General features: G+C 73.1%; 18 protein-coding genes. 13 read left to right on the top strand and 5 right to left on the bottom strand.

The window, feature by feature from the left end; translation table 11 throughout:
- Positions 1 to 39 precede the first annotated feature (39 nt).
- Complete coding sequence (locus tag G5C51_RS00365) at positions 40 to 1,074, bottom strand: LacI family DNA-binding transcriptional regulator (RefSeq protein WP_165229512.1); 1,035 nt, start codon at positions 1,072 to 1,074, stop codon at positions 40 to 42.
- A gap of 144 nt (positions 1,075 to 1,218) precedes the next feature.
- Between G5C51_RS00365 and G5C51_RS00370 the strand changes: the two genes are divergently transcribed.
- The 5 genes from G5C51_RS00370 to G5C51_RS00390 all read left to right on the top strand — a co-directional run bounded on the left by G5C51_RS00370 (position 1,219) and on the right by G5C51_RS00390 (position 5,662).
- Positions 1,219 to 1,575 (top strand): hypothetical protein, encoded by a 357-nt coding sequence (locus G5C51_RS00370; RefSeq protein ID WP_165229515.1) that lies wholly within the window; start codon positions 1,219 to 1,221, stop codon positions 1,573 to 1,575.
- A gap of 49 nt (positions 1,576 to 1,624) precedes the next feature.
- Positions 1,625 to 3,142 carry a SulP family inorganic anion transporter gene (locus G5C51_RS00375; RefSeq protein WP_165229518.1) on the top strand — a complete coding sequence of 506 codons (1,518 nt, stop codon included), beginning with the start codon at positions 1,625 to 1,627 and terminating at the stop codon, positions 3,140 to 3,142.
- A complete protein-coding gene (locus tag G5C51_RS00380; protein ID WP_165229521.1) occupies positions 3,111 to 3,986 on the top strand; it encodes an SDR family oxidoreductase in 876 nt (291 codons plus the stop codon). Before G5C51_RS00375 ends, G5C51_RS00380 begins: the two co-directional genes overlap by 32 nt.
- Positions 3,987 to 4,061: 75 nt before the next feature.
- Complete coding sequence (locus G5C51_RS00385) at positions 4,062 to 4,649, top strand: RNA polymerase sigma factor (RefSeq protein WP_165229756.1); 588 nt, start codon at positions 4,062 to 4,064, stop codon at positions 4,647 to 4,649.
- The gene (locus tag G5C51_RS00390) at positions 4,646 to 5,662 is read left to right on the top strand and encodes a CU044_5270 family protein (RefSeq protein WP_165229524.1); all 1,017 of its coding nucleotides are present in this window, start codon (positions 4,646 to 4,648) and stop codon (positions 5,660 to 5,662) included. Before G5C51_RS00385 ends, G5C51_RS00390 begins: the two co-directional genes overlap by 4 nt.
- Before the next feature lie 7 nt (positions 5,663 to 5,669).
- Here the strand turns inward: G5C51_RS00390 and G5C51_RS00395 are convergent, their stop codons facing one another.
- Entirely contained in the window at positions 5,670 to 6,506 is an 837-nt protein-coding gene (locus G5C51_RS00395) for an enoyl-CoA hydratase-related protein (protein WP_165229527.1), read from the bottom strand.
- Positions 6,507 to 6,645: 139 nt separating this feature from the next.
- Between G5C51_RS00395 and G5C51_RS00400 the strand changes: the two genes are divergently transcribed.
- Together G5C51_RS00400 and G5C51_RS00405 are read left to right on the top strand one after the other, a co-directional pair.
- Positions 6,646 to 6,861, top strand: a complete 216-nt coding sequence (locus G5C51_RS00400) for a DUF4236 domain-containing protein (RefSeq protein ID WP_165229530.1) — start codon at positions 6,646 to 6,648, stop codon at positions 6,859 to 6,861.
- A gap of 16 nt (positions 6,862 to 6,877) precedes the next feature.
- Positions 6,878 to 7,864: a glutathione S-transferase family protein gene (locus G5C51_RS00405; protein WP_165229533.1), complete on the top strand. Its 987-nt coding sequence runs from the start codon at positions 6,878 to 6,880 to the stop codon at positions 7,862 to 7,864.
- A gap of 21 nt (positions 7,865 to 7,885) precedes the next feature.
- Here the strand turns inward: G5C51_RS00405 and G5C51_RS00410 are convergent, their stop codons facing one another.
- Positions 7,886 to 9,040, bottom strand: coding sequence for a magnesium and cobalt transport protein CorA (locus tag G5C51_RS00410; protein WP_165229536.1), 1,155 nt, complete (start codon positions 9,038 to 9,040; stop codon positions 7,886 to 7,888).
- 161 nt (positions 9,041 to 9,201) lie between these two features.
- On the opposite strand from G5C51_RS00410, the gene G5C51_RS00415 reads away from it, so the two are divergent.
- From G5C51_RS00415 to G5C51_RS00435, 6 genes are all read left to right on the top strand, one after another.
- Positions 9,202 to 10,158 carry an NHL repeat-containing protein gene (locus G5C51_RS00415; RefSeq protein WP_165229539.1) on the top strand — a complete coding sequence of 319 codons (957 nt, stop codon included), beginning with the start codon at positions 9,202 to 9,204 and terminating at the stop codon, positions 10,156 to 10,158.
- Between the two features lie 11 nt (positions 10,159 to 10,169).
- Positions 10,170 to 11,882, top strand: coding sequence for a P-loop NTPase fold protein (locus tag G5C51_RS00420; protein ID WP_165229542.1), 1,713 nt, complete (start codon positions 10,170 to 10,172; stop codon positions 11,880 to 11,882).
- 77 nt (positions 11,883 to 11,959) lie between these two features.
- The gene (locus tag G5C51_RS42710; RefSeq protein ID WP_240929286.1) at positions 11,960 to 12,391 is read left to right on the top strand and encodes a DUF1963 domain-containing protein; all 432 of its coding nucleotides are present in this window, start codon (positions 11,960 to 11,962) and stop codon (positions 12,389 to 12,391) included.
- Positions 12,392 to 12,408: 17 nt separating this feature from the next.
- Complete coding sequence (locus G5C51_RS42715; protein WP_338117962.1) at positions 12,409 to 12,642, top strand: DUF1963 domain-containing protein; 234 nt, start codon at positions 12,409 to 12,411, stop codon at positions 12,640 to 12,642.
- A gap of 14 nt (positions 12,643 to 12,656) precedes the next feature.
- Complete coding sequence (locus G5C51_RS00430; RefSeq protein ID WP_338117963.1) at positions 12,657 to 13,454, top strand: SAM-dependent methyltransferase; 798 nt, start codon at positions 12,657 to 12,659, stop codon at positions 13,452 to 13,454.
- A gap of 54 nt (positions 13,455 to 13,508) precedes the next feature.
- Complete coding sequence (locus tag G5C51_RS00435; protein ID WP_165229548.1) at positions 13,509 to 15,101, top strand: serine/threonine-protein kinase; 1,593 nt, start codon at positions 13,509 to 13,511, stop codon at positions 15,099 to 15,101.
- Positions 15,102 to 15,146: 45 nt separating this feature from the next.
- Here the strand turns inward: G5C51_RS00435 and G5C51_RS00440 are convergent, their stop codons facing one another.
- Together G5C51_RS00440 and G5C51_RS43910 are read right to left on the bottom strand one after the other, a co-directional pair.
- Positions 15,147 to 15,665, bottom strand: a complete 519-nt coding sequence (locus G5C51_RS00440; RefSeq protein ID WP_165229551.1) for a mycothiol transferase — start codon at positions 15,663 to 15,665, stop codon at positions 15,147 to 15,149.
- Between the two features lie 61 nt (positions 15,666 to 15,726).
- Positions 15,727 to 17,391: a LuxR C-terminal-related transcriptional regulator gene (locus G5C51_RS43910; RefSeq protein ID WP_165229554.1), complete on the bottom strand. Its 1,665-nt coding sequence runs from the start codon at positions 17,389 to 17,391 to the stop codon at positions 15,727 to 15,729.
- Positions 17,392 to 17,440: the final 49 nt, after the last annotated feature.

Genomic DNA, 17,440 nt, shown 5'->3' on the forward strand with positions numbered 1-17,440 from the left:
CCAACGTTGGAAGTAAGCGCTTGTCGTCAACGCTCGTCGTCAGTCGGTACGTACCGGCCCCGTCGACTCCCGCAGGATGATCCGGCTCAACTCCGCCGCCCCCATCGGCCCCACCGGCGGCTCGCCGCGCAGCTGGGCCAGCAGTCGCCGCACGGCCTGCCGCCCCTGCCGCTCCCGGTTCACGCTGACGGTGGTCAGCGTGGGCCGGTAGTAGCGCCCGATCTCCCAGTCGTCCCAGCCGCAGACGCTGATGTCCCGCGGCACCTCGATGCCCATGCTCTGCAGCCCCGCGATGACGCCGAACGCCACCTGGTCAGAGGCGGCGAACACCGCCGTAGCGCCGCATTCCGCGATGACCCCCTTGGCCGCCTCCCACCCCGACCGCATGCTCCAGTCCCCCGCCGCGATGGCGCACGACTCCAGCCCCAGCTCGGCCACCGTCTCCTCGTACACCGCCCGCCGCCCCTGCGCCGACGGCCATTCGTCGGGCCCGGCCACATGCGCGAACCGGCGGTGGCCCAGGTCCGCGAGGTGCCGAATCAGATCGGCCGTACGCGACGCGTCCGCGAAGGCCCCACGTGAGCGCATCTCGTCGTCGTACACGCCGTCGATCACGATGGGCACGCTCCGCTGCGCGGCCGCGCCCTCGCCCAGCGAGGTGAAGGACAGCACCCCGTCCGTCCCCTCGGGCTCCAGCAACGCCTCCAGCCGGGCGGCCCGCGCCTCGGCGTCGCCCTCGAGGCTGACGACGTCCAGCAGGTAGCCCGCCTCGTGCGCCTCCGCCGCCGCGCCGCGCAGCAGCTCCGGCGAGATGCGCTCGGTATTGCCCGGCAGGATCAGCGTGAGCCGGTTCGAGCGGCGGGTGCGCATCGTGCGGGCGGCCTGGTTCGGCCGGTAGCCGAGCTCCTTCACCGCGGCGGCGACCTTGCGGGCGGTCTCCGGGCGTACGGTCGGGTCCTCGCGCAGGAAGCGGGAGACGGTCTGGTGCGACACGCCGGCCAGCCGGGCGACTTCCCAGATCGTCGGGCGCTTCTTCGCACTGGCCCCGCGGGGCGCCGGCACCACCTCCGCCATGTGCGCCACCTTTTCACGCCCCGGCGGTGCGCCGGAAGCCCCGGCTTCGCCTCCGGACCCCTATTGATATTCACTCATGGGTAACACAGGCTTCACTACAGGCAGTTAGCGTGAATCGCCCGCCCCGCGCCACCTGGAGTGATGATGGCTCGTCGTGCAGCAGCGCTCCTCGCTCTGCTGTTCGCTTGCCTGTTCGCACCTGCGACGCTGGGGCACCACGGGGACCTCCCGGCCGTCGCCGCCGCGGCCGCGCCGAGCGCCGAGGGCGTGCCCGCGCACGAGCCGGTTCCCGCCGACGCCGCGATGGCCGGCTCCCGCAGCCGGTGTGCGGCCGCCTGCCCGGGCCCGGACGCCGAGAATCCGCCGGCCGCCGCGCCCGCCGCCGTCGGGCCGCGGGCGCCGGAGCCGCTGCCCGATCTCTCCCGTACGGCCAGACAGTCCTGCAGCCCCACCGCGGGCGCCGCCCCCACATCGGCCGCCCTTCAGATCTTCCGCTGCTGACCGGGCCTTTCGCCGCCCACCGAAGAACCACCGCGAGCGAAAGAGCACCATGTCTGCCCCCACACCCTCATTGTCATTCCGTCATGCCCTCCGCACCGATTTCCTGCCCTCCCTCGCCGTCTTCCTCGTCGCCGTCCCGCTCTGCGTCGGCGTCGCCGTCGCCTCCGGCGTGCCCGCCGAACTCGGCCTGGTCACCGGCATCGTCGGCGGCCTCGTCACCGGGCTGCTGCCGGGCAGCAGCCTGCAGGTCAGCGGCCCGGCCGCGGGCCTGACCGTGCTCGTCTTCGAGGCCGTCCAGGAGTACGGGCTCGCCGCCCTCGGCGCCATCGTCCTCGCCTCCGGAGCGCTGCAACTGCTGCTCGGGGCGCTGCGGCTCGGCCGCCTCTTCCGGGCCATCTCCGTCGCCGTCGTCGAGGGCATGCTGGCCGGCATCGGCCTCATCCTCATAGCCGGGCAGCTCTATGCGATGGCGGACGCCGAGGCGCCCGCCACGGGCATCGAGAAGTTCACCGCCCTTCCCGGCCTCGTCGCCGACCTGGCCGGCTCGGCCCGGGCCCTGACCACCTTCGCGCTCGGCGCCGCCGCCATCGCGGTGATGGCCCTCTGGCCGCGGCTGCCCGCCAAGGTGCGGGTGCTGCCCGGCGCCCTGGCCGCCGTCGTGCTCACCTCGGCCGCGGCCTTCGTCCTCGACCTGCCGGCGCGTACGGTCGAGGTCAACGGCCTCCTCGAGGTCATGCAGCCGCCGGGTGCGGAGGCCTTCGGGGCCCTCGCCGGGGCGGCCGGGACCGTGCTCGCCTTCACCCTCATCGCCTCCGCCGAGAGCCTGTTCAGCGCGGCGGCCGTGGACCGTATGCACGACGGGCCGCGGACCTCGTACGACAAGGAGCTGATGGCGCAGGGCGCGGGCAACACCGTCTGCGGGCTGCTGGGGGCGCTGCCGATGACCGCGGTCATCGTGCGCAGCGCGGCCAATGTCCAGGCCGGGGCGAAGACCAAGGTCTCCCGCGTGCTGCACGGCGTATGGCTGCTGCTGTTCGCCGCCCTGCTGCCCGCCGTGCTCGCGCTCATCCCGGTCGCCGCGCTCGCGGGTGTGCTGGTCTACTCCGGCTTCAAGCTGCTGCCGCTCGGGCACGTCCGTGAGCTGTGGCGCGAGCACCGCGGGGAGGTGGTCGTGCTCGTGACCACCGCGGGCGCGATCGTCCTGGTCAACATGTTCGAAGGGGTGCTGATCGGCCTCGCGATGGCGGTGGTGAAGACCGCGTGGGACATCTCGCACGTCCACACCACCGTCGACCGCTCCGGCAGCGGACCGATCACCGTGCGCCCCACGGGCAACGCCACCTTCCTGCGGCTGCCGAAGCTGCTCGACACCCTGGAGTCGCTGCCCGCGGAGCGGCCGATCGTGCTGGACCTGTCCGGGCTGCAGCACGTCGACCACGCCTCCGGCGTCGCCATGGCCGCCTGCGTGGAGCGGCACAACGCGGCCGCCGCCGACGCTATGGAGGTTTCCGGACCGGTCGGGTATCCATACGGCCATGAACTCCGGCCTGCCCGCACCTCCCCCTGAAGGCACCGGCGCACTGCCGCCGGGGACGTACGACGGCAGTGTCGTCCTCGTCACCGGCGGCGGGACCGGGCTCGGCAAGGCGATCGCGGCCGAGTTCGGGCGGCTGGGCGCGGATCTGGTGGTGGCGAGCCGTAAGGCCGAGCATCTCAAGAGCGCCGAGGAGGGGCTGGCCGCCGCCGGGGCGCGGGTGCTCGCCGTGCCGTGCGACATCCGCGAGCCGGAGCGGATCGCGGAGGTCTTCGATGCCGCGGAGGAGGCCTTCGGGCTGCCGGACGTGCTGGTCAACAACGCGGCGGCGAACTTCCCCGTGCCCGCGGAGGACATGTCGCCCAATGCGTGGCGGTCGGTCGTCGACATCACGCTGAACGGGACGTACTTCACGGCGCGGGAGTTCGCCAGGCGGCATCTGGCGGCCCGTACGACCGGCTCCATCATCAACGTCGGTGCCTCGTACGCCTGGACCGGCGGCCCCGGCTACGCGCACAGCGCCGCCGCGAAGGCCGGCGTGAAGAATCTGGTCGAGACCCTTGCCGTGGAGTGGGGCCCGTACGGCATCCAGGTCAACGGTCTGGTCCCGGGCCTGATGCCGCACGAGGACATGACCGCCGACATCCGCGCGAACCTCGACCGGGTCCGCTCCGCCAATGCCCGCCAGCCCGCGCTACGGGTCGGCGCGCCGCGCGAGCTGGGCTGGGCGGCGACCTTTCTGGCCTCGCCGTACGCGCGCTTCATCAGCGGCCACACACTGGTCGTGGACGGCGCGAACTGGCAGCGGCGAGATCTCGTGACACCCGAAGTGACGCCGATCCGGGAGCAGTTGGGGCGCGGTCCGTACGACGGATGAGCCGGTCGCGGGAACCCGATGGGGCCGAGCGGACAGTAAGAGGGTGTGGACACCAATCAGGGGGCCCTGCGCGTGCTGCGAAGCCGGGTCAGGGGCGGTGACGCGGCCGCGTTCACCGAGTTGTTCGACACGTACGCCGGCGCCGTCTACAACCATGGCTTCCGGCTGACCGGTGACTGGTCGGCCGCCGAGGACGTCGTGTCGCTGACCTTCCTCGAGGCCTGGCGGCTGCGCGAGAAGGCGGCCGCGGACGGCGGCTCGCTGCGGCCGTGGCTGCTGGGCATCGCGACCAACGTCACCCGCAACATGCGCCGCGCGGCCCGCCGCCACACGGCGGTGCTGGCCCGCCTGACGCCACCGGAGCCGGTACGCGACATCGCCGACGACGTCGCAGGCCGGCTGGACGACGCCGCCTATCTCGACGCCGTGCGGGTGGCGGTACGGAAGTTGCGCCGCCCCGAGCGGGAGGTGCTCGCGCTGTGCGTGTGGGGCGGTCTCGACTACGCGGCGGCCGCCGAGGCCCTGGATATCCCGGTCGGCACGGTGCGCTCGCGGCTGTCGCGGGCACGGTCCCGGCTCTCCGCCGAACTCGGCGCCGGATCCGGACAGATACAGGGTGACCGACCGTCTCCGGACGGGCGCATGAAGGAGGAGCGAACGTGACCCGGATTCCGCCCGCCCGCGACCGCCGGCTCCCGGCCGAGCGACACCGCTATCTGCGGGAGCAGCTGGCCCGCGAGTTCGACCCGGAGAAGCCGGCCGCGGCGGCCCGGCCCGTGTGGCGCCGCTCGGTGCTTCTGGCGCCGGCCGCGGTCGTCGCCCTGTCCGTCGCCGTCGCGGCGGGGGTGGCTGTGACGCGGGACGGGAACGACGAGGCGCCGCCGGGGCCTTCGAGCGACCTGAGCTTCACCAGCGCTTCCGCACTGTTCGAGCAGGCCGCGCGGCGCGCCGAGGCGAAGGCGCCGCCGAAGGTCGCGGACCAGCAGTTCATCTATACGAAGCGGCAGGACTATCACTGGAAACTGGACCCCGGCATCAAGCTGCCGGCCGGATGCGCGACCACGGATGAGGGCCATCCGTACGGGCTGCGGGAGATCGCGGCCTCGGTCGACGGCAAGCACGTCGGCAGCTCCCGCGAGCACCGCGACGGGCGCACCGTCGAGCGGCAGATCGCCAAGCAGCTGCCCGGCAAGGGGATGCCCACGTCGTATCGGCAGGTGCAGCGTGATGTGCCGACGGACGCCCGCACCATGTCCTGGTGGCTGTCGGGGAGCGGGAAGCTGCCCCCGCCGCAGATGCGGGCCGGGTTGCCGAACGAGATGACCGGCTCCCGGACCGCCGCGCGGCTGCTCAACGACCACCTGCTGCCGCCGAAGACGGAGGCCGCGGTGTACCGGGCACTGGCCCGTATGACGAAGGGCGGGCACCAGAAGACCGAGCTGCTGAGCACGAAGGACGTGGCCGGGCGCAACGGGATCGGCGTCCGGTTCCAGCAGTTGGGCGGCGTACGGCTCGACCTGGTCTTCGACCGCCAGGACCTCACCTACATGGGCACGAACACGGTCGACGTCTCCGGCCCCAAGGACAAGTGCGATGTGCTCCACATCGGCGACGTGGTCAGCGGCACCGCCGTCCTGAAGCGCGCCGTGGTCGACGCCCTGGCCGACGGGTCCTGAGCGCCGCCTACCGCCCCTCGAAGTCCGGCGGCCGCCGCGCCGCCTTGGCCGTAAAGCCCTCGCGGGCGTCGTCCGAGGTGAGGGTGACGGCGGCGGCGAAGGCGGAGCTCTCCAGGGCGGTGGTGAGGCCCGCGTCGGCGAAGGCGTCGATGTCGCGCTTGATGCCCTGGACGGCGAGCGGGGCGTTGGCGGCGATGTCGGCGGCGAGGCCGCGGGCGGTCTTCTCCAGCTCGTCGGCCGGCGTCACCTGCTGTACGAGGTGCAGCCGTTCGGCCGTCGCCGCGTCGATGCGGCGTCCGGTCAGCGCCAGGTACTTCGCCCAGCCCGCGCCCGCGTCCCGCGCGATCCGCAGGTCGCCGCCGGCGTCGACCGCGGCGCCGAGCTGCGCCTCCGGGAGCGCGAAGACCGCGTCGTCGGCGGCGACGCGGATGTCGGCCATCAGCGCGAGCTCGAAGCCGAAGCCCAGGCAGTAGCCCTGCACCGCGGCGACGACCGGTTGCGGCAGGCCCGCGAAGACCCGCATCCGCTCGTGCACCCAGCGGATGCCCTCGTGGTAGTTGCGGGTACGCTCCGAGCCCGACCGGCCCGTAATACCGCCGCCGGGCGCCCCGATGTCGATGCCCGCGCAGAACGCCCGGCCCTCGGCGCGCAGCAGCACCGCGCGGATGCGGTCGTCGAAGCGGATCCGGTCGGCGAAGAGGCCGAGCTGGCGGGTGGACTCCCAGCTCCAGGCGTTGAGCTTCTGCGGGCGGCAGAGGGTGAGGACGCCGAGCCCTCCGTCCTCGACGTCCAGGCGCAGCCGCTCCTCGCCCTCGTCGATGTCGGTGCGGATCGTGTCGATCACCGGCTGCCCCCTCCACGGATCTGACGTCGCGTCAGCTTAGGGGGGTGGGCACTAGCCGTCCATGCCGCGCGTCGCCATGCCGTGCATGCCTGACCTCGCGGCGAATGGGTAGCCGACACCCGACGGAAGGAGTCAGGCCATGCCCCTCACATTCCGCAAGAGCTTCCGGATACTTCCGGGCGTACGCCTCAACATCAGCCGCCACTCCTGGTCGATCACCACCGGCGGCCGCCACGGCCCGCGCCGCACCCACAGCAGTACGGGCCGGCGCACCACGTCGATGGACCTGCCCGGGCCTTTCGGCTGGCGGAAAACCACTCATTCCGGCCGAAAACGTCGCCGTCGCGTGCACTGACCACTAGGCTCGGCCCATGGCTGATCGCGGAGAGTACAAGCGGGATCAGAACTACCTCACGACACGTATCACCGCCGACGGCCGGGACGGCTATCCGGTGGAGCCGGGCCGCTATCGCCTGGTGATCGCCCGCGCCTGTCCCTGGGCGAACCGGGCGGCGATCGTCCGGCGGCTGATGGGCCTGGAGGACGCGCTGTCGATGGGCATCGCGGGACCGCTGCACGACGAGCGCAGCTGGTCCTTCCATCTGGACCCGGACGGCAAGGACCCGGTGCTGGGCATCGAGCGGCTGCAGGAGGCGTTCTTCAAGCGCCGGCCCGACTACCCGCGGGGCATCACGGTCCCGGCGCTCGTCGACATCCCCTCCGGCGCGGTGGTGACCAACGACTTCCGGCAGATCACCCTCGATCTGGAGCAGGAGTGGCAGGCCCTGCACCGCGACGGCGCGCCCGACCTGTACCCGGAGAAGCTGCGCGACGAGATCGACGAGGTCGCGGAGCTGGTCTTCCGGGACATCAACAACGGCGTCTACAAGTGCGGCTTCGCGACCTCGCAGGAGGCGTACGACACGGCGTACGACCGGCTGTGGGAGCGCCTGGACTGGCTGGAGGAGCGGCTGCAAGGCCGCCGCTACCTGGTCGGGGACTCCCTCACCGAGGCCGACGTCCGGCTGTGGCCGACGCTGGTCAGGTTCGACGCGGTCTACCACGGCCACTTCAAGTGCAACCGGCAGAAGCTCAGCGAGATGCCGGCGCTGTGGGCGTACGCCCGGGACCTCTTCCAGACCCCCGGCTTCGGCGACACGATCGACTTCGACCAGATCAAGACGCACTACTACGGCGTCCACCGCAACATCAACCCGTCCGGGATCGTCCCCAAGGGCCCGTACCCCGGCGACTGGCTCAGCCCGCACGGCCGCGAGGACCTCGGCGGCCGCCCCTTCGGCGACGGCACCCCGCCGGGACCGCCGCCGGAGGGCGAGCGGGTGCCACCGCTGACGTGAGCGGGGCCGGGCGGTGCGGGCTCAGAGCCAGTCGCGGCGCTTGAAGATGAGATACAGCACGACGCACACCACGCCCATCAGGAAGATGGCGAAGGGATAGCCGAACGCCCAGTGGAGTTCCGGCATGGTGTCGAAGTTCATGCCGTAGATGCCGCCGATGACGGTCGGGGCGAAGAGGATGGCCGCCCAGCTGGAGGCCTTCTTGAGTTCGTCGTTCTGGGCGTTGCTCGCCTGCGCGAGGGCCTTCATCTCCTCGTTCTGCGCCTGGCTGACCAGGGTGGCGTTCACCGTCAGGATGTCGGTGAGCGCCTGGCGGAAGCCGTCCACCCGCTCGGCGACCGTGGTGGCGTGGTCGGCGACGTCGCGGAGGTAGCGCTGCAGCTCCTCGTTCGTGTCGTACTTCTCGAAGCCGGCCTGCAGGCCGCGCAGCATGCCCAGCAGCGGGCGGGTGGCGCGCTGGAACTCGACCACCTCGCGGGAGAGTTCATAGGTGCGGCGGGAGGCGTTCGGGTCGCCGCCGAAGACCTGGGTCTCGATCTCGTCGATGTCGTTCTGCAGCCCGGCCACCACCGGCGCGTACCCGTCGACGACGGCGTCGAGGATCGCGTACAGCACCGCCTCGGGCCCCAGCCGCAGCAGGTCAGGGTCGTCCTCCAGGCGCCGGCGCACCCGCCCGATGTCCGGCGACTGGCCGTGCCGCACCGTCAGTACGAAGCCGGGTCCGACGAAGAGGTGCAGCTCGCCGAAGTTCACCTCCTCGACGTCGTCGAGATAGCGGGCCGCCCGCAGCACCACGAAGAGCGTGTCGCCGTACCGCTCCAGCTTCGGCCGCTGATGCGCGACCACCGCGTCCTCCACGGCCAGCTCGTGCAGCCCGAACGCCTCCGCCGCGGAGTGCAGCTGCGCCTCGGAGGGGCGGTAGAGGCCGATCCAGGCCAGCGTGCCGTCGCCGTGCGGCAGCTGCTCGTACGCCTCGGTGAGGGTGGCCGGGGTGCGGGTGCGGCGGCCGTCGCGGTACACGGCGGCGTCCACCACGGACTTCTCCACCGCCGGCGGCGGCTGCACGGGCAGCCGTGTCTCCATGGTCGTCTCGGGCGCCGCCTCCCGGTCCTCGTCGTGCTGGATCCGGGCGAGGCGGCGGGCAGGGCGCAGCGAGCGGGCGAGCCGGTCGGCCATGGGGATCCTCCTGGGACGGGGGCGGAGCCTGGGCGCGACGATAACGTCTCTACGGGTGCCCGCAATGCGGGCGGAATGCGCACGCATGGTGCGCGCGGGGGCAAACGTATGTTGAGGTAAGGGGGAACTCACGTCCGGCACCCGCCTGTAGGGAGACGCCCATGAGACCTTCCCTTGCGCGCCCGACCATCACCCGCCGAAGACTGCTCGCCGCGAGCGCCGCCGCCGCGGCGGGCGTCGCCGTCTCGGCGCCCGCCGCCCGCGCCGGCGCCGCACCCACCACCATCCGCTTACCTGACGGCTTCCGTCCGGAGGGCATCGCCATCGGCCCCGGCCCGTACGCCTATTTCGGCTCGCTCGCGGACGGCGCGGTGTACCGGGTCGAGCTGGCCACGGGGCGCGGCGCCGTGCTCGGCCCGGCGCCAGGAGCGCCGACCGTAGGGCTGACGACCGACCGGCACGGGCGGATCTTCGCGTCCGGCGGCCCGAGTGGTCAGCTGCGGGTCGTATCGGCGGCCGACGGCACCATCCTGAAGACCTATCAGGCGGGGACGCCCGACCAGAGCTTCGTGAACGACGTGGTGCTCACGCCCGACGCCGCCTACTTCACCGACTCGTTCCAGCCGCGCCTCTACGCCCTCCGGCTCGGCCACCGCGGCGGCCTGCCGACCGGCTTCGACACCGTCCCCCTCTCCGGCGACTGGGTACAGGCCCCGCCCGGCGGCTTCTCCGCCAACGGCATCACCCGCACCCCCGACGGCAGCGGCCTGCTGATGATCGACCAGACCCTGGACGGCGGCGGCCTGGTGCGCGTCGACCCGGCTACGGGCGTCGCGCGGCGGGTCGACCTGGGGCCGGCGAGGCTGCCGAACGGCGACGGGATGCTGCTGCTCGGCCGCACGCTGTACGTCGTGCAGAACCGCCAGAACGCCATCGACGTATTCCGCCTCGACCCGTCCGCCCGCAAGGGCTCACTGGTCAAGTGCATCACCGACCCCCGCTTCGACATCCCGACCACAGTGGCCCGCTTCCGCGACCGCCTCTACCTCCCCAACGCCCGCTTCTCGACAGAGCCGACGCCGCAGACGCCGTATACGGCGGTGGCGGTGCGGATCTAGACTGATTCCTCGTGGACCTCCGGGAACCTGCGCCGGTTCAAGCGCCCGGCTGGAACGCGGCGCACCCCGCGCTCCTGCAGTGCCGGTTGCTCAACGACGAGCCGGTGCGGGCGCCGGCGGTGGACCTGCTCGGCACCGGACAGCGCGCCGCGCAGCTCAGCGCGCTGATCCTGCGCTCCTCGGGCGTGACGCCGTTCACGATCGCCGTCGACGCCGACTGGGGCATGGGAAAGTCCAGCCTCATGCACCGGGTCCGGAGCGACCTCGAGGCGCAACCGGGTGTGGAGTGCGTCTGGTTCAACGCGTGGACCTCGCACGGCGACGACGCTCTGGAAGCCCTCATCAAGTCGGTCCTCGAGCGCTTCGACCGCAGCGCGCTGCGCCGCACCGCCCGCCGGGTCGGCCGGCACCAGCGGCCGCTGCTGGCCTTACGGGGTGTGGCGCGCGCCCTGCTCGATCTCGTACGCCTCGGGTCCGCGGTCGACGATGTGTGGGCGGCCTTCGCCGGCGACGCCAAGTCGCGCAATGACCTGCGGCAGGTCATCAAGGACCTGGCCGCGGACTGGGCCGCGCGGCCGGTGCCGGAGACCGGGGGCCGGCGCATGCTGGTCGTCTTCGTGGACGACCTGGACCGCTGCGCGGACGAGACCGTGCAGGCGGTGTGCGAGGCGGTGAAGGTGTATCTGGACGTGCCGGGCCTGGTGTTCGTGCTCGGCTGCGACCAGGCGCGGCTGGCGTCGGCGGGCCGGGCGGAGGGTGGTGGCTACGGGGCGGTCGACTACCTCGAGAAGATCATCCAGAGCAGCTACCGGATCCCGGCGCCGACGGCGGAGGAAGCTCGCAACCTGGTGCTGGCGTATACCGAGGACTCCCGCACCCAGACCGTGATCAGCGGCCGGCTGCCCGAGGTACTCGCGGAGCGCACGGGGCGCAATCCGCGGCGGATCAAGCGGCTGATCAACAGCTTTGTGCTGGAGTATCACCTGGCGCCGCAGTGGTGGGAGTTCGGCCCGGAGGCGCTGATCCATATCGTGCTGCTGCAGCATCTGTATCCGGACTTCTACCGGGCGGCGGCGCGGCCCGGGGGGCGGGATATGGTGGCGGACTTTCTCGGTTATCGGCAGGCCCGGAGCATGCTGCGGCTCGGCCGCGCGGGCAGCGAGCCGGAGGAGGTGGGTGAGCAGCCGGACAACGTCGATGCGCTCTTCACGGAGCTGGACCTCGTCACGCCATCGGATGTGCATCCCGAGGTGTGGCCGGAGCGCTTGAGCGATCTCGAAGCGGCGCTCCCGCCCGTCTTCACCGGACTGGCCGCGGACGATGACTTCGTCACCCTGCTCTCTGATGTACAGGCCATGCCGGAGGCGAAGCAGCTGTGGCAGCACGTCCGGCGCACCGGCGTCTCGCCGACGGCCAACGCACCGGAGCCGGGGCCGGTGTTTCCCCGCGGCACTGCCTCGCCGTACGCGGTGCGGAGGTGCCCGAACGGACACACCGGCAACGAGCCCGATGACGAGTGGTGCAGGACCTGCGGGTTCAGGCTGGAACCGCGCCCGGCCGCCGCCGGTGGCGGTGCCCCGCCGACGCCCGCATTCGACCCCGAGCCCGACACCCAGGATCCCGACTCGACGGGCACGTTCCCGGTGCCCCTGCAGCCGGCGGCCAGCCCTTACTCGTATCCGACCAGGTCCTCCCCGGCTCCGCCCCAGCAGAAGAAGTCCTGACCTTTCTCGGCGTGGAATTGTCAGTGCCGGGCGGCAGGATGGCCGGTATGGACGCTGGGCTGTTGCGGCCGGCTGCCATGCTTCGGGTTGCTGAGGTGGGTGAGGCGGTCGTCGGGCGGCTCGGGGGGTTGCCTCGGTTGCCGGAGGGGGTGGTGTGGCCTGCATGGGAGGGGCATGGGCCGTTGTCGTTCGTTGCGGCCGTGGAGTGTGCGGCGTTGCCGCGTGGTGAGCTGGATGTGGTGCTGCCGGAGGGGGGCACGTTGGCGTTCTTCTGTTTCGACGGCAGCGTGGATGACGGTGACGCGCTGGTGATGCCCGACGATCGGGAGTCGTGGGCGGGGGCGCGGGTGCTGTACGTGCCCGCGGAGGCGGACGCCGTGGAGCGGGCGGCGCCGGCGGAGCTGAAGTCGTATCCCGAGGTGCCGCTGGCGGCGAGCGTCGCCGCGACCGCCGCCGAGCCGTGGGCGCCCGCCGCGCATGCGGCGTTCGCGCCGGCGGGCATCGCATAGGTGGCCATGCCGCCCCCGTGCAGAACCCGGTGGAGTACGAGGTGGCGCACGGCTTCCTCGGCTGCGATGACTGGCAGGACCCGCGGATCGACGAGGAGGCCGGGCGGTGGGTGCTGCTGGCGCAGTTCGACAGCGAGGATGCCGCGGGGATGATGTGGGGTGACTGCGGCTCGCTGTACTGGCTGATACGGCCGGAGGATCTGGCGGCGGGGCGCTTCGAGCGGGCCATGTTCACCTGGCAGTGCAGCTGACGGGAGGGGTTGTTGTGGGCAGTGCCGAGGTTCCCGGGATAGATGAGTCGACGCCGCATGCCGCGCGGATCTGGAATTACTGGATGGGCGGTAAGGACAACTATGAAGCGGACCGGGCGGCCGGTGACGCGGTCGCCGAGGTGTATCCGGACATCGTCACGATGGCGATGCAGTCGCGGCAGTTCCTGATCCGGGTCGTGCGGCATCTCGCCGGTGCCGCGGGCATCCGGCAGTTCCTGGACATCGGCACCGGGCTGCCGACGATGCAGAACACCCACGAGGTGGCGCAGCAGATCGCTCCCGAGACCAAGGTCGTGTACGTCGACCACGACCCCATGGTGCTGGCCCATGCCCGCGCGCTGCTCACCAACACCACGGCCGAGGGCACCGCCACCTACGTCCACGCCGACTACCACGACCCGGAGCTCATCGTCCGCGAGGCGGCGAAGACGCTGGACTTCGAGCGGCCGGTGGCCGTGATGTTCATGGGCGTGCTCGGGTACGAGCAGGACCTCGCGGTGCTGCGCTCCATCGTCGGCACGGTGATGGCGGCGGTGCCGTCCGGCAGCCATCTGGTGCTCTGGGACGGCACCGACACCGGGGACGCCGTCGTCGAGGGCGGCGAGAAGCTGGTGGAGTCGGGCGGGGTGCCGTATGTCCTGCGGAGTCCGGCGCAGCTGGGTGAGTGCTTCGCGGGGCTCGAGCTGGTCGAGCCCGGGCTGACGCCGATCACGCTCTGGCGGCCCGAGGACGGGGGCACGGGGGCGCCGGAGTCGATCGACGCATACGGGGCGGTGGGGCGCAAGCCCTAGGCAGGGTGCGCGATTTGGGGTGCCTTGTCGGCTGCCGCCGCTACTCTTCTTGGCATGCACGGGGACCGGGGGCGGTTGATCGACGGGCGGTTCGAGCTGCTCGAGCGGCTGGGCAGCGGCGGCATGGGCACGGTGTGGCGGGCCCGCGACACCGCGCTGCGGCGCGAGGTCGCGCTGAAGGAGGTGCGCACCGCCGACCCAGCGCTGCTCGCCGACCATCCCGAGGCCGAACGGATGCTCAGGGAACGGGTGTTACGGGAGGCGCAGGCGCTCGCGCGGCTGAGTCATCCGAATGTCGTCACCATCCATCACATCGTCGATGCCGAGCCGCATCCGTGGCTGGTGATGGAGCTGGTGCCGGGCGGCAGCCTGCAGGACCTGCTGGCCGCGCACGGCCCGCTGGACCCGGTCACGGCGGCGCGGCTCGGCCTCGATGTGCTGGCCGGGTTACGGGCCGCGCACGCCGCCGGAATCCACCACCGCGACGTCAAGCCGGCCAATGTGCTGCTGCGTGCCGACGGCAGCGCCGTGCTCACCGACTTCGGCATCGCCGCGCTGCAGGGCTCGGACGCGCTGACCCGGCCGGGCGATGTGATCGGCTCGCCCGAATACATCGCGCCGGAGCGGATCCGCGGCGCACCCGATCATCCGGCCGCCGACCTGTGGTCGCTCGGCATGCTGCTGTACGTGCTGGTGGAGGGCGTCAGCCCGCTCCGCCGCGAGAACACCCTCGCCACGCTGGCCGCGGTCCTCGACGCCGAGCTGCCCACGCCGCAACGGGCCGGCACGCTCGCCCCGGTGCTGCAGGCGCTGCTCGTACGGGACCCACAACTGCGGCCGGACGCGCAGCGGTTGGAGGGCATGCTGCGCGAGGCCGTCACGGCCGGGGACGGCGGAGCGCGCGCCGGCGCGGCGGCCGGCGGAGCCTTCGCCGTCACCCGCACAGCCGCGCCGGGCGGCCGCGGCGCCGGCCCCCGCGCGTACACCCCGACCGCGCTCGACAGCCCGCGACCGCAGCACCCGCCCGGCGATTCCCGGCAGCGCACCACGCTCCTGGTCGCGGCCATCGCGCTGGCGATGGTGCTGCTCGGCGCCATGGCGGCCGGCTTCGTGCTGTGGGCCGGCGGCGACAACGGGAACGGCGGCCGGGACGGCGGGGGCAACGACGCCAAGGGCAGCACCGCACAGCAGCCACCGGGCAAGCAGCCGCAGAACTCACAGCGGCAGACCACCCCGGCGGGCGAACAGCCCGGCGGGTCCACCACGCCCGCCGAGCCGAGCGACTCCGGCCCCGACAAGGAGTCCCCACCCGAGACCAAGCCCCCCGACGCGAGCGACGGCCGCTGGATCGCCGTCCTCGACAGCGAGAAGAGCAAGTCGGTCGCCGAGAGCCAGCTGGCGAAGATCCGCTCCTCGGTCCCCGAGGCCCGGCTGCTGCACAGCGACGACTACGCCTCCCTGAACCCCGGGCACTGGGTGGTCTACGCCGCAGGCGACTTCGCCGACGGCCACGCCGCCGTGGCGTACTGCAAGAAGATCGGCCGCGCCACCACCAGCCTCTGCTACGGCCGCTACCTCAGCGACCTCCCCGACGACAACACCCTCTACTGCCCCCCGGAGGGCGGCGGCGTCTGCACCCGCCGCTGAGCCGCAGCGCGGCGCAGCGCGGCCCGGCGCGGCGCGGCCAGCCACTCACCCCTTACGCCGCTCCACCACCCCCCGCACAAAGGCCGCCTGCCCCACGTGCTCCAGGTCATCCCCGATCACGCTCACCAGGCGCACCCCCAGCGTGACCGGCGGCGTCCAGTTCTTGTCGATGACGCGGTCGAGGTCCTCGTCGCTCAGGCCACGGACATACGCCACCGTCTGGTCATGCACGGCGCGGTGATAGCCCGCCAGCTGCTTGGCCGTCACCCCCCGCACCGCCGCGACCTCCTCGGCGCTGTGCCCGTAGCCCGTCTCCGCCGGCTCGAAGGGCAGGCCGAACTTCTCGTGCCACCCCTTCGCCGTCCACACCTGCTCCAGCCCTGCGACCTCCGCGATGTGGTCGTCCTGCACCCGGGTCAGATGCCAGACGAGCCACGCGATGGAGTTGGCCTCGTCGTCGAGCCTGGCCTCGAGCTCCGCGGGCCCGAGCCCGGCGACCGCGGCGTCGACCTCCTCCAGGATCCGGCCGAAGTGGTCGACGAGCATGTCTGCGTTGGTGGCCATGGTGGCGACTCCTTGCGCGAGATGTCCGGTACTCCCCCATCGTGCACCCGGCCACCGACAGTCACCTCTCACCCTCGTCCGCGCGCGCCACCAGCCGCGACAGCTCCACCCGCGAGCGCACCCCGAGCGCGACGAACACATTCCGCAGGTGGTGGTCCACCGTGCGCGGGCTCACCGACAGCAGCCGGGCGACCTCGCGGTTGGTGGCCCCCTCCGCCACCTGCCGGGCGATCCGCAGCTGCTGCGGCGTCAGCCGCTCCAGTACGGAGGGCGGCTCGGGCCCGGCAGCGCCGGAGCCCCCGGCAGCCCCCGCAGCCGAAGCCGCCGCCCCGGCAGCCGCCGACACCGCGCCCGTGGCCCGCAGCGCCGCCTCCGCCTGCCCCGCCCACACCCCGGCCCCGCACCGCTCGAACGCCACCCGCGCGTCCCGCAGCGCCTCCCGCGCAGGCCCCGGACGCCGCTGCCGTCGCAGCCACTGCCCGTACTGCAGCGCGGTACGGGCGCGCTCGAACTCCCCGTCCAGGTCCTCATGCCGGTCCAGCGCCTGCCCGAAGTGCGCCTCGGCCGCATCGTCGTCGCCGCCGGCCGCCGCGACCAGGGCGCGGCAGCGCAGCAATTGCGCCGCGGCCTGCGGATCGGGCCCGAGCCCGGCCCAGACCGCGTAGCCGGCCAGCGCTTCCACGGCCTCCGCGGCCGCCTCCTCCCGGTCCGTATCCGAGCTCAGCGCGGCCTCGACGAAGCACGGCACCGCCATCATCCGCAGCGCGAAGTGCCCGCCCCGCGGCCCGGTACGCACCAGCGGCCGCAGCCGCGCCGCCGCGTCCGGCGCCCGGCCGCGGGCCAGGTCGGCGCGCGCCAGCGCCCACTGCGTCAGCGTCCTGGCCTGCGCCAGCCCGTGCCGTACGGCCGTGGCGTCCGCCGCCGCCGCGAGGGCGGCGACCGCCTCGGCGTCGTCGTCGAGGGAGGCGACGAGGGCGAGGACGGCGTGGTGGTGGGCGAGCACATTGCTCTCGCCGGCCTGCCGGGCCGCGCGCACGCCCTCCTCGGCATGCGCCCGCGCGCTGACGTGCCGGCCGAGCCGCAGCTCCGCGTAGGCGAGCACCTCCAGGGCGCGCGGGACGACGGTGGTGAGGCCGTGCGCACGGGCGACGGCGAGCGCGCGGCCGCCGAGCTCGCCCGCCGCGGTCAGGTCGCCGAGGACCAGCGAGGCCGAGCCCGCCGGCACCAGCAGCTCCGGGTCGTCCTCGTCCGCCGCCAGCTCGACGACGCGGCGCAGCTCCCGCAGCCCGCCGCCGAAGTCCGGTCCTGGCCCGCCGACCACGGCGGTCATGGCGCGCAGGAAGCGCTCCAGCAGGCCGCCGCCCGACGGGCCTGGCCCGAGCACCTCGCGATACGCGGCGGCGTCGCCCATCGCCCAGCACGCCTCGGCGGCGCCCAGCCGGGCCCGTATCGCCCGCTCGTGATCGCCGTCGTCGTCGAGGAGCCGCGCCGCCAGCAGCAGCGAGGCCCGGGCGTCGGCGACCGGGCCGGTGCGCAGGGCGAGCATTCCGTGGACGAGGGCGGCGCGGCCGCGGGCCGGTGACGGGGCCGTGGCCGCGCGCAGCGGCTGCAGTAAGTGCGCCGCGTGGTCGGGCAGTCCGGCGCGCAGGGCGTGTTCCGCGGCGCGGGTCAGGAGCAGGGCCCGGTCCGCCGGCAGGGGCGAGGACGCGCCGTTCGCTCGGGTCACGCCCGTCACGCTACGACCGCGGCCCACGCCGCGCCAGGCCCGCGCACCG

Origin of the sequence: Streptomyces coryli (genome assembly GCF_011044975.1) — a bacterium.
Classification (GTDB): domain Bacteria; phylum Actinomycetota; class Actinomycetes; order Streptomycetales; family Streptomycetaceae; genus Streptomyces; species Streptomyces coryli.

What these genes read in the sequence shown, in the direction of transcription:
- G5C51_RS00435 (WP_165229548.1), top strand. Translation starts at nt 13,509, where the DNA reads ATGCACGGGGACCGGGGGCGGTTGATCGACGGGCGGTTCGAGCTGCTC.
- G5C51_RS00370 (WP_165229515.1), top strand. Translation starts at nt 1,219, where the DNA reads ATGGCTCGTCGTGCAGCAGCGCTCCTCGCTCTGCTGTTCGCTTGCCTG.
- G5C51_RS00440 (WP_165229551.1), bottom strand. Translation starts at nt 15,665, where the DNA reads ATGGCCACCAACGCAGACATGCTCGTCGACCACTTCGGCCGGATCCTG.
- G5C51_RS00365 (WP_165229512.1), bottom strand. Translation starts at nt 1,074, where the DNA reads ATGGCGGAGGTGGTGCCGGCGCCCCGCGGGGCCAGTGCGAAGAAGCGC.
- G5C51_RS00380 (WP_165229521.1), top strand. Translation starts at nt 3,111, where the DNA reads ATGAACTCCGGCCTGCCCGCACCTCCCCCTGAAGGCACCGGCGCACTG.
- G5C51_RS00405 (WP_165229533.1), top strand. Translation starts at nt 6,878, where the DNA reads ATGGCTGATCGCGGAGAGTACAAGCGGGATCAGAACTACCTCACGACA.
- G5C51_RS00410 (WP_165229536.1), bottom strand. Translation starts at nt 9,040, where the DNA reads ATGGCCGACCGGCTCGCCCGCTCGCTGCGCCCTGCCCGCCGCCTCGCC.
- G5C51_RS42710 (WP_240929286.1), top strand. Translation starts at nt 11,960, where the DNA reads ATGCTTCGGGTTGCTGAGGTGGGTGAGGCGGTCGTCGGGCGGCTCGGG.
- G5C51_RS00400 (WP_165229530.1), top strand. Translation starts at nt 6,646, where the DNA reads ATGCCCCTCACATTCCGCAAGAGCTTCCGGATACTTCCGGGCGTACGC.
- G5C51_RS00375 (WP_165229518.1), top strand. Translation starts at nt 1,625, where the DNA reads ATGTCTGCCCCCACACCCTCATTGTCATTCCGTCATGCCCTCCGCACC.
- G5C51_RS00415 (WP_165229539.1), top strand. Translation starts at nt 9,202, where the DNA reads ATGAGACCTTCCCTTGCGCGCCCGACCATCACCCGCCGAAGACTGCTC.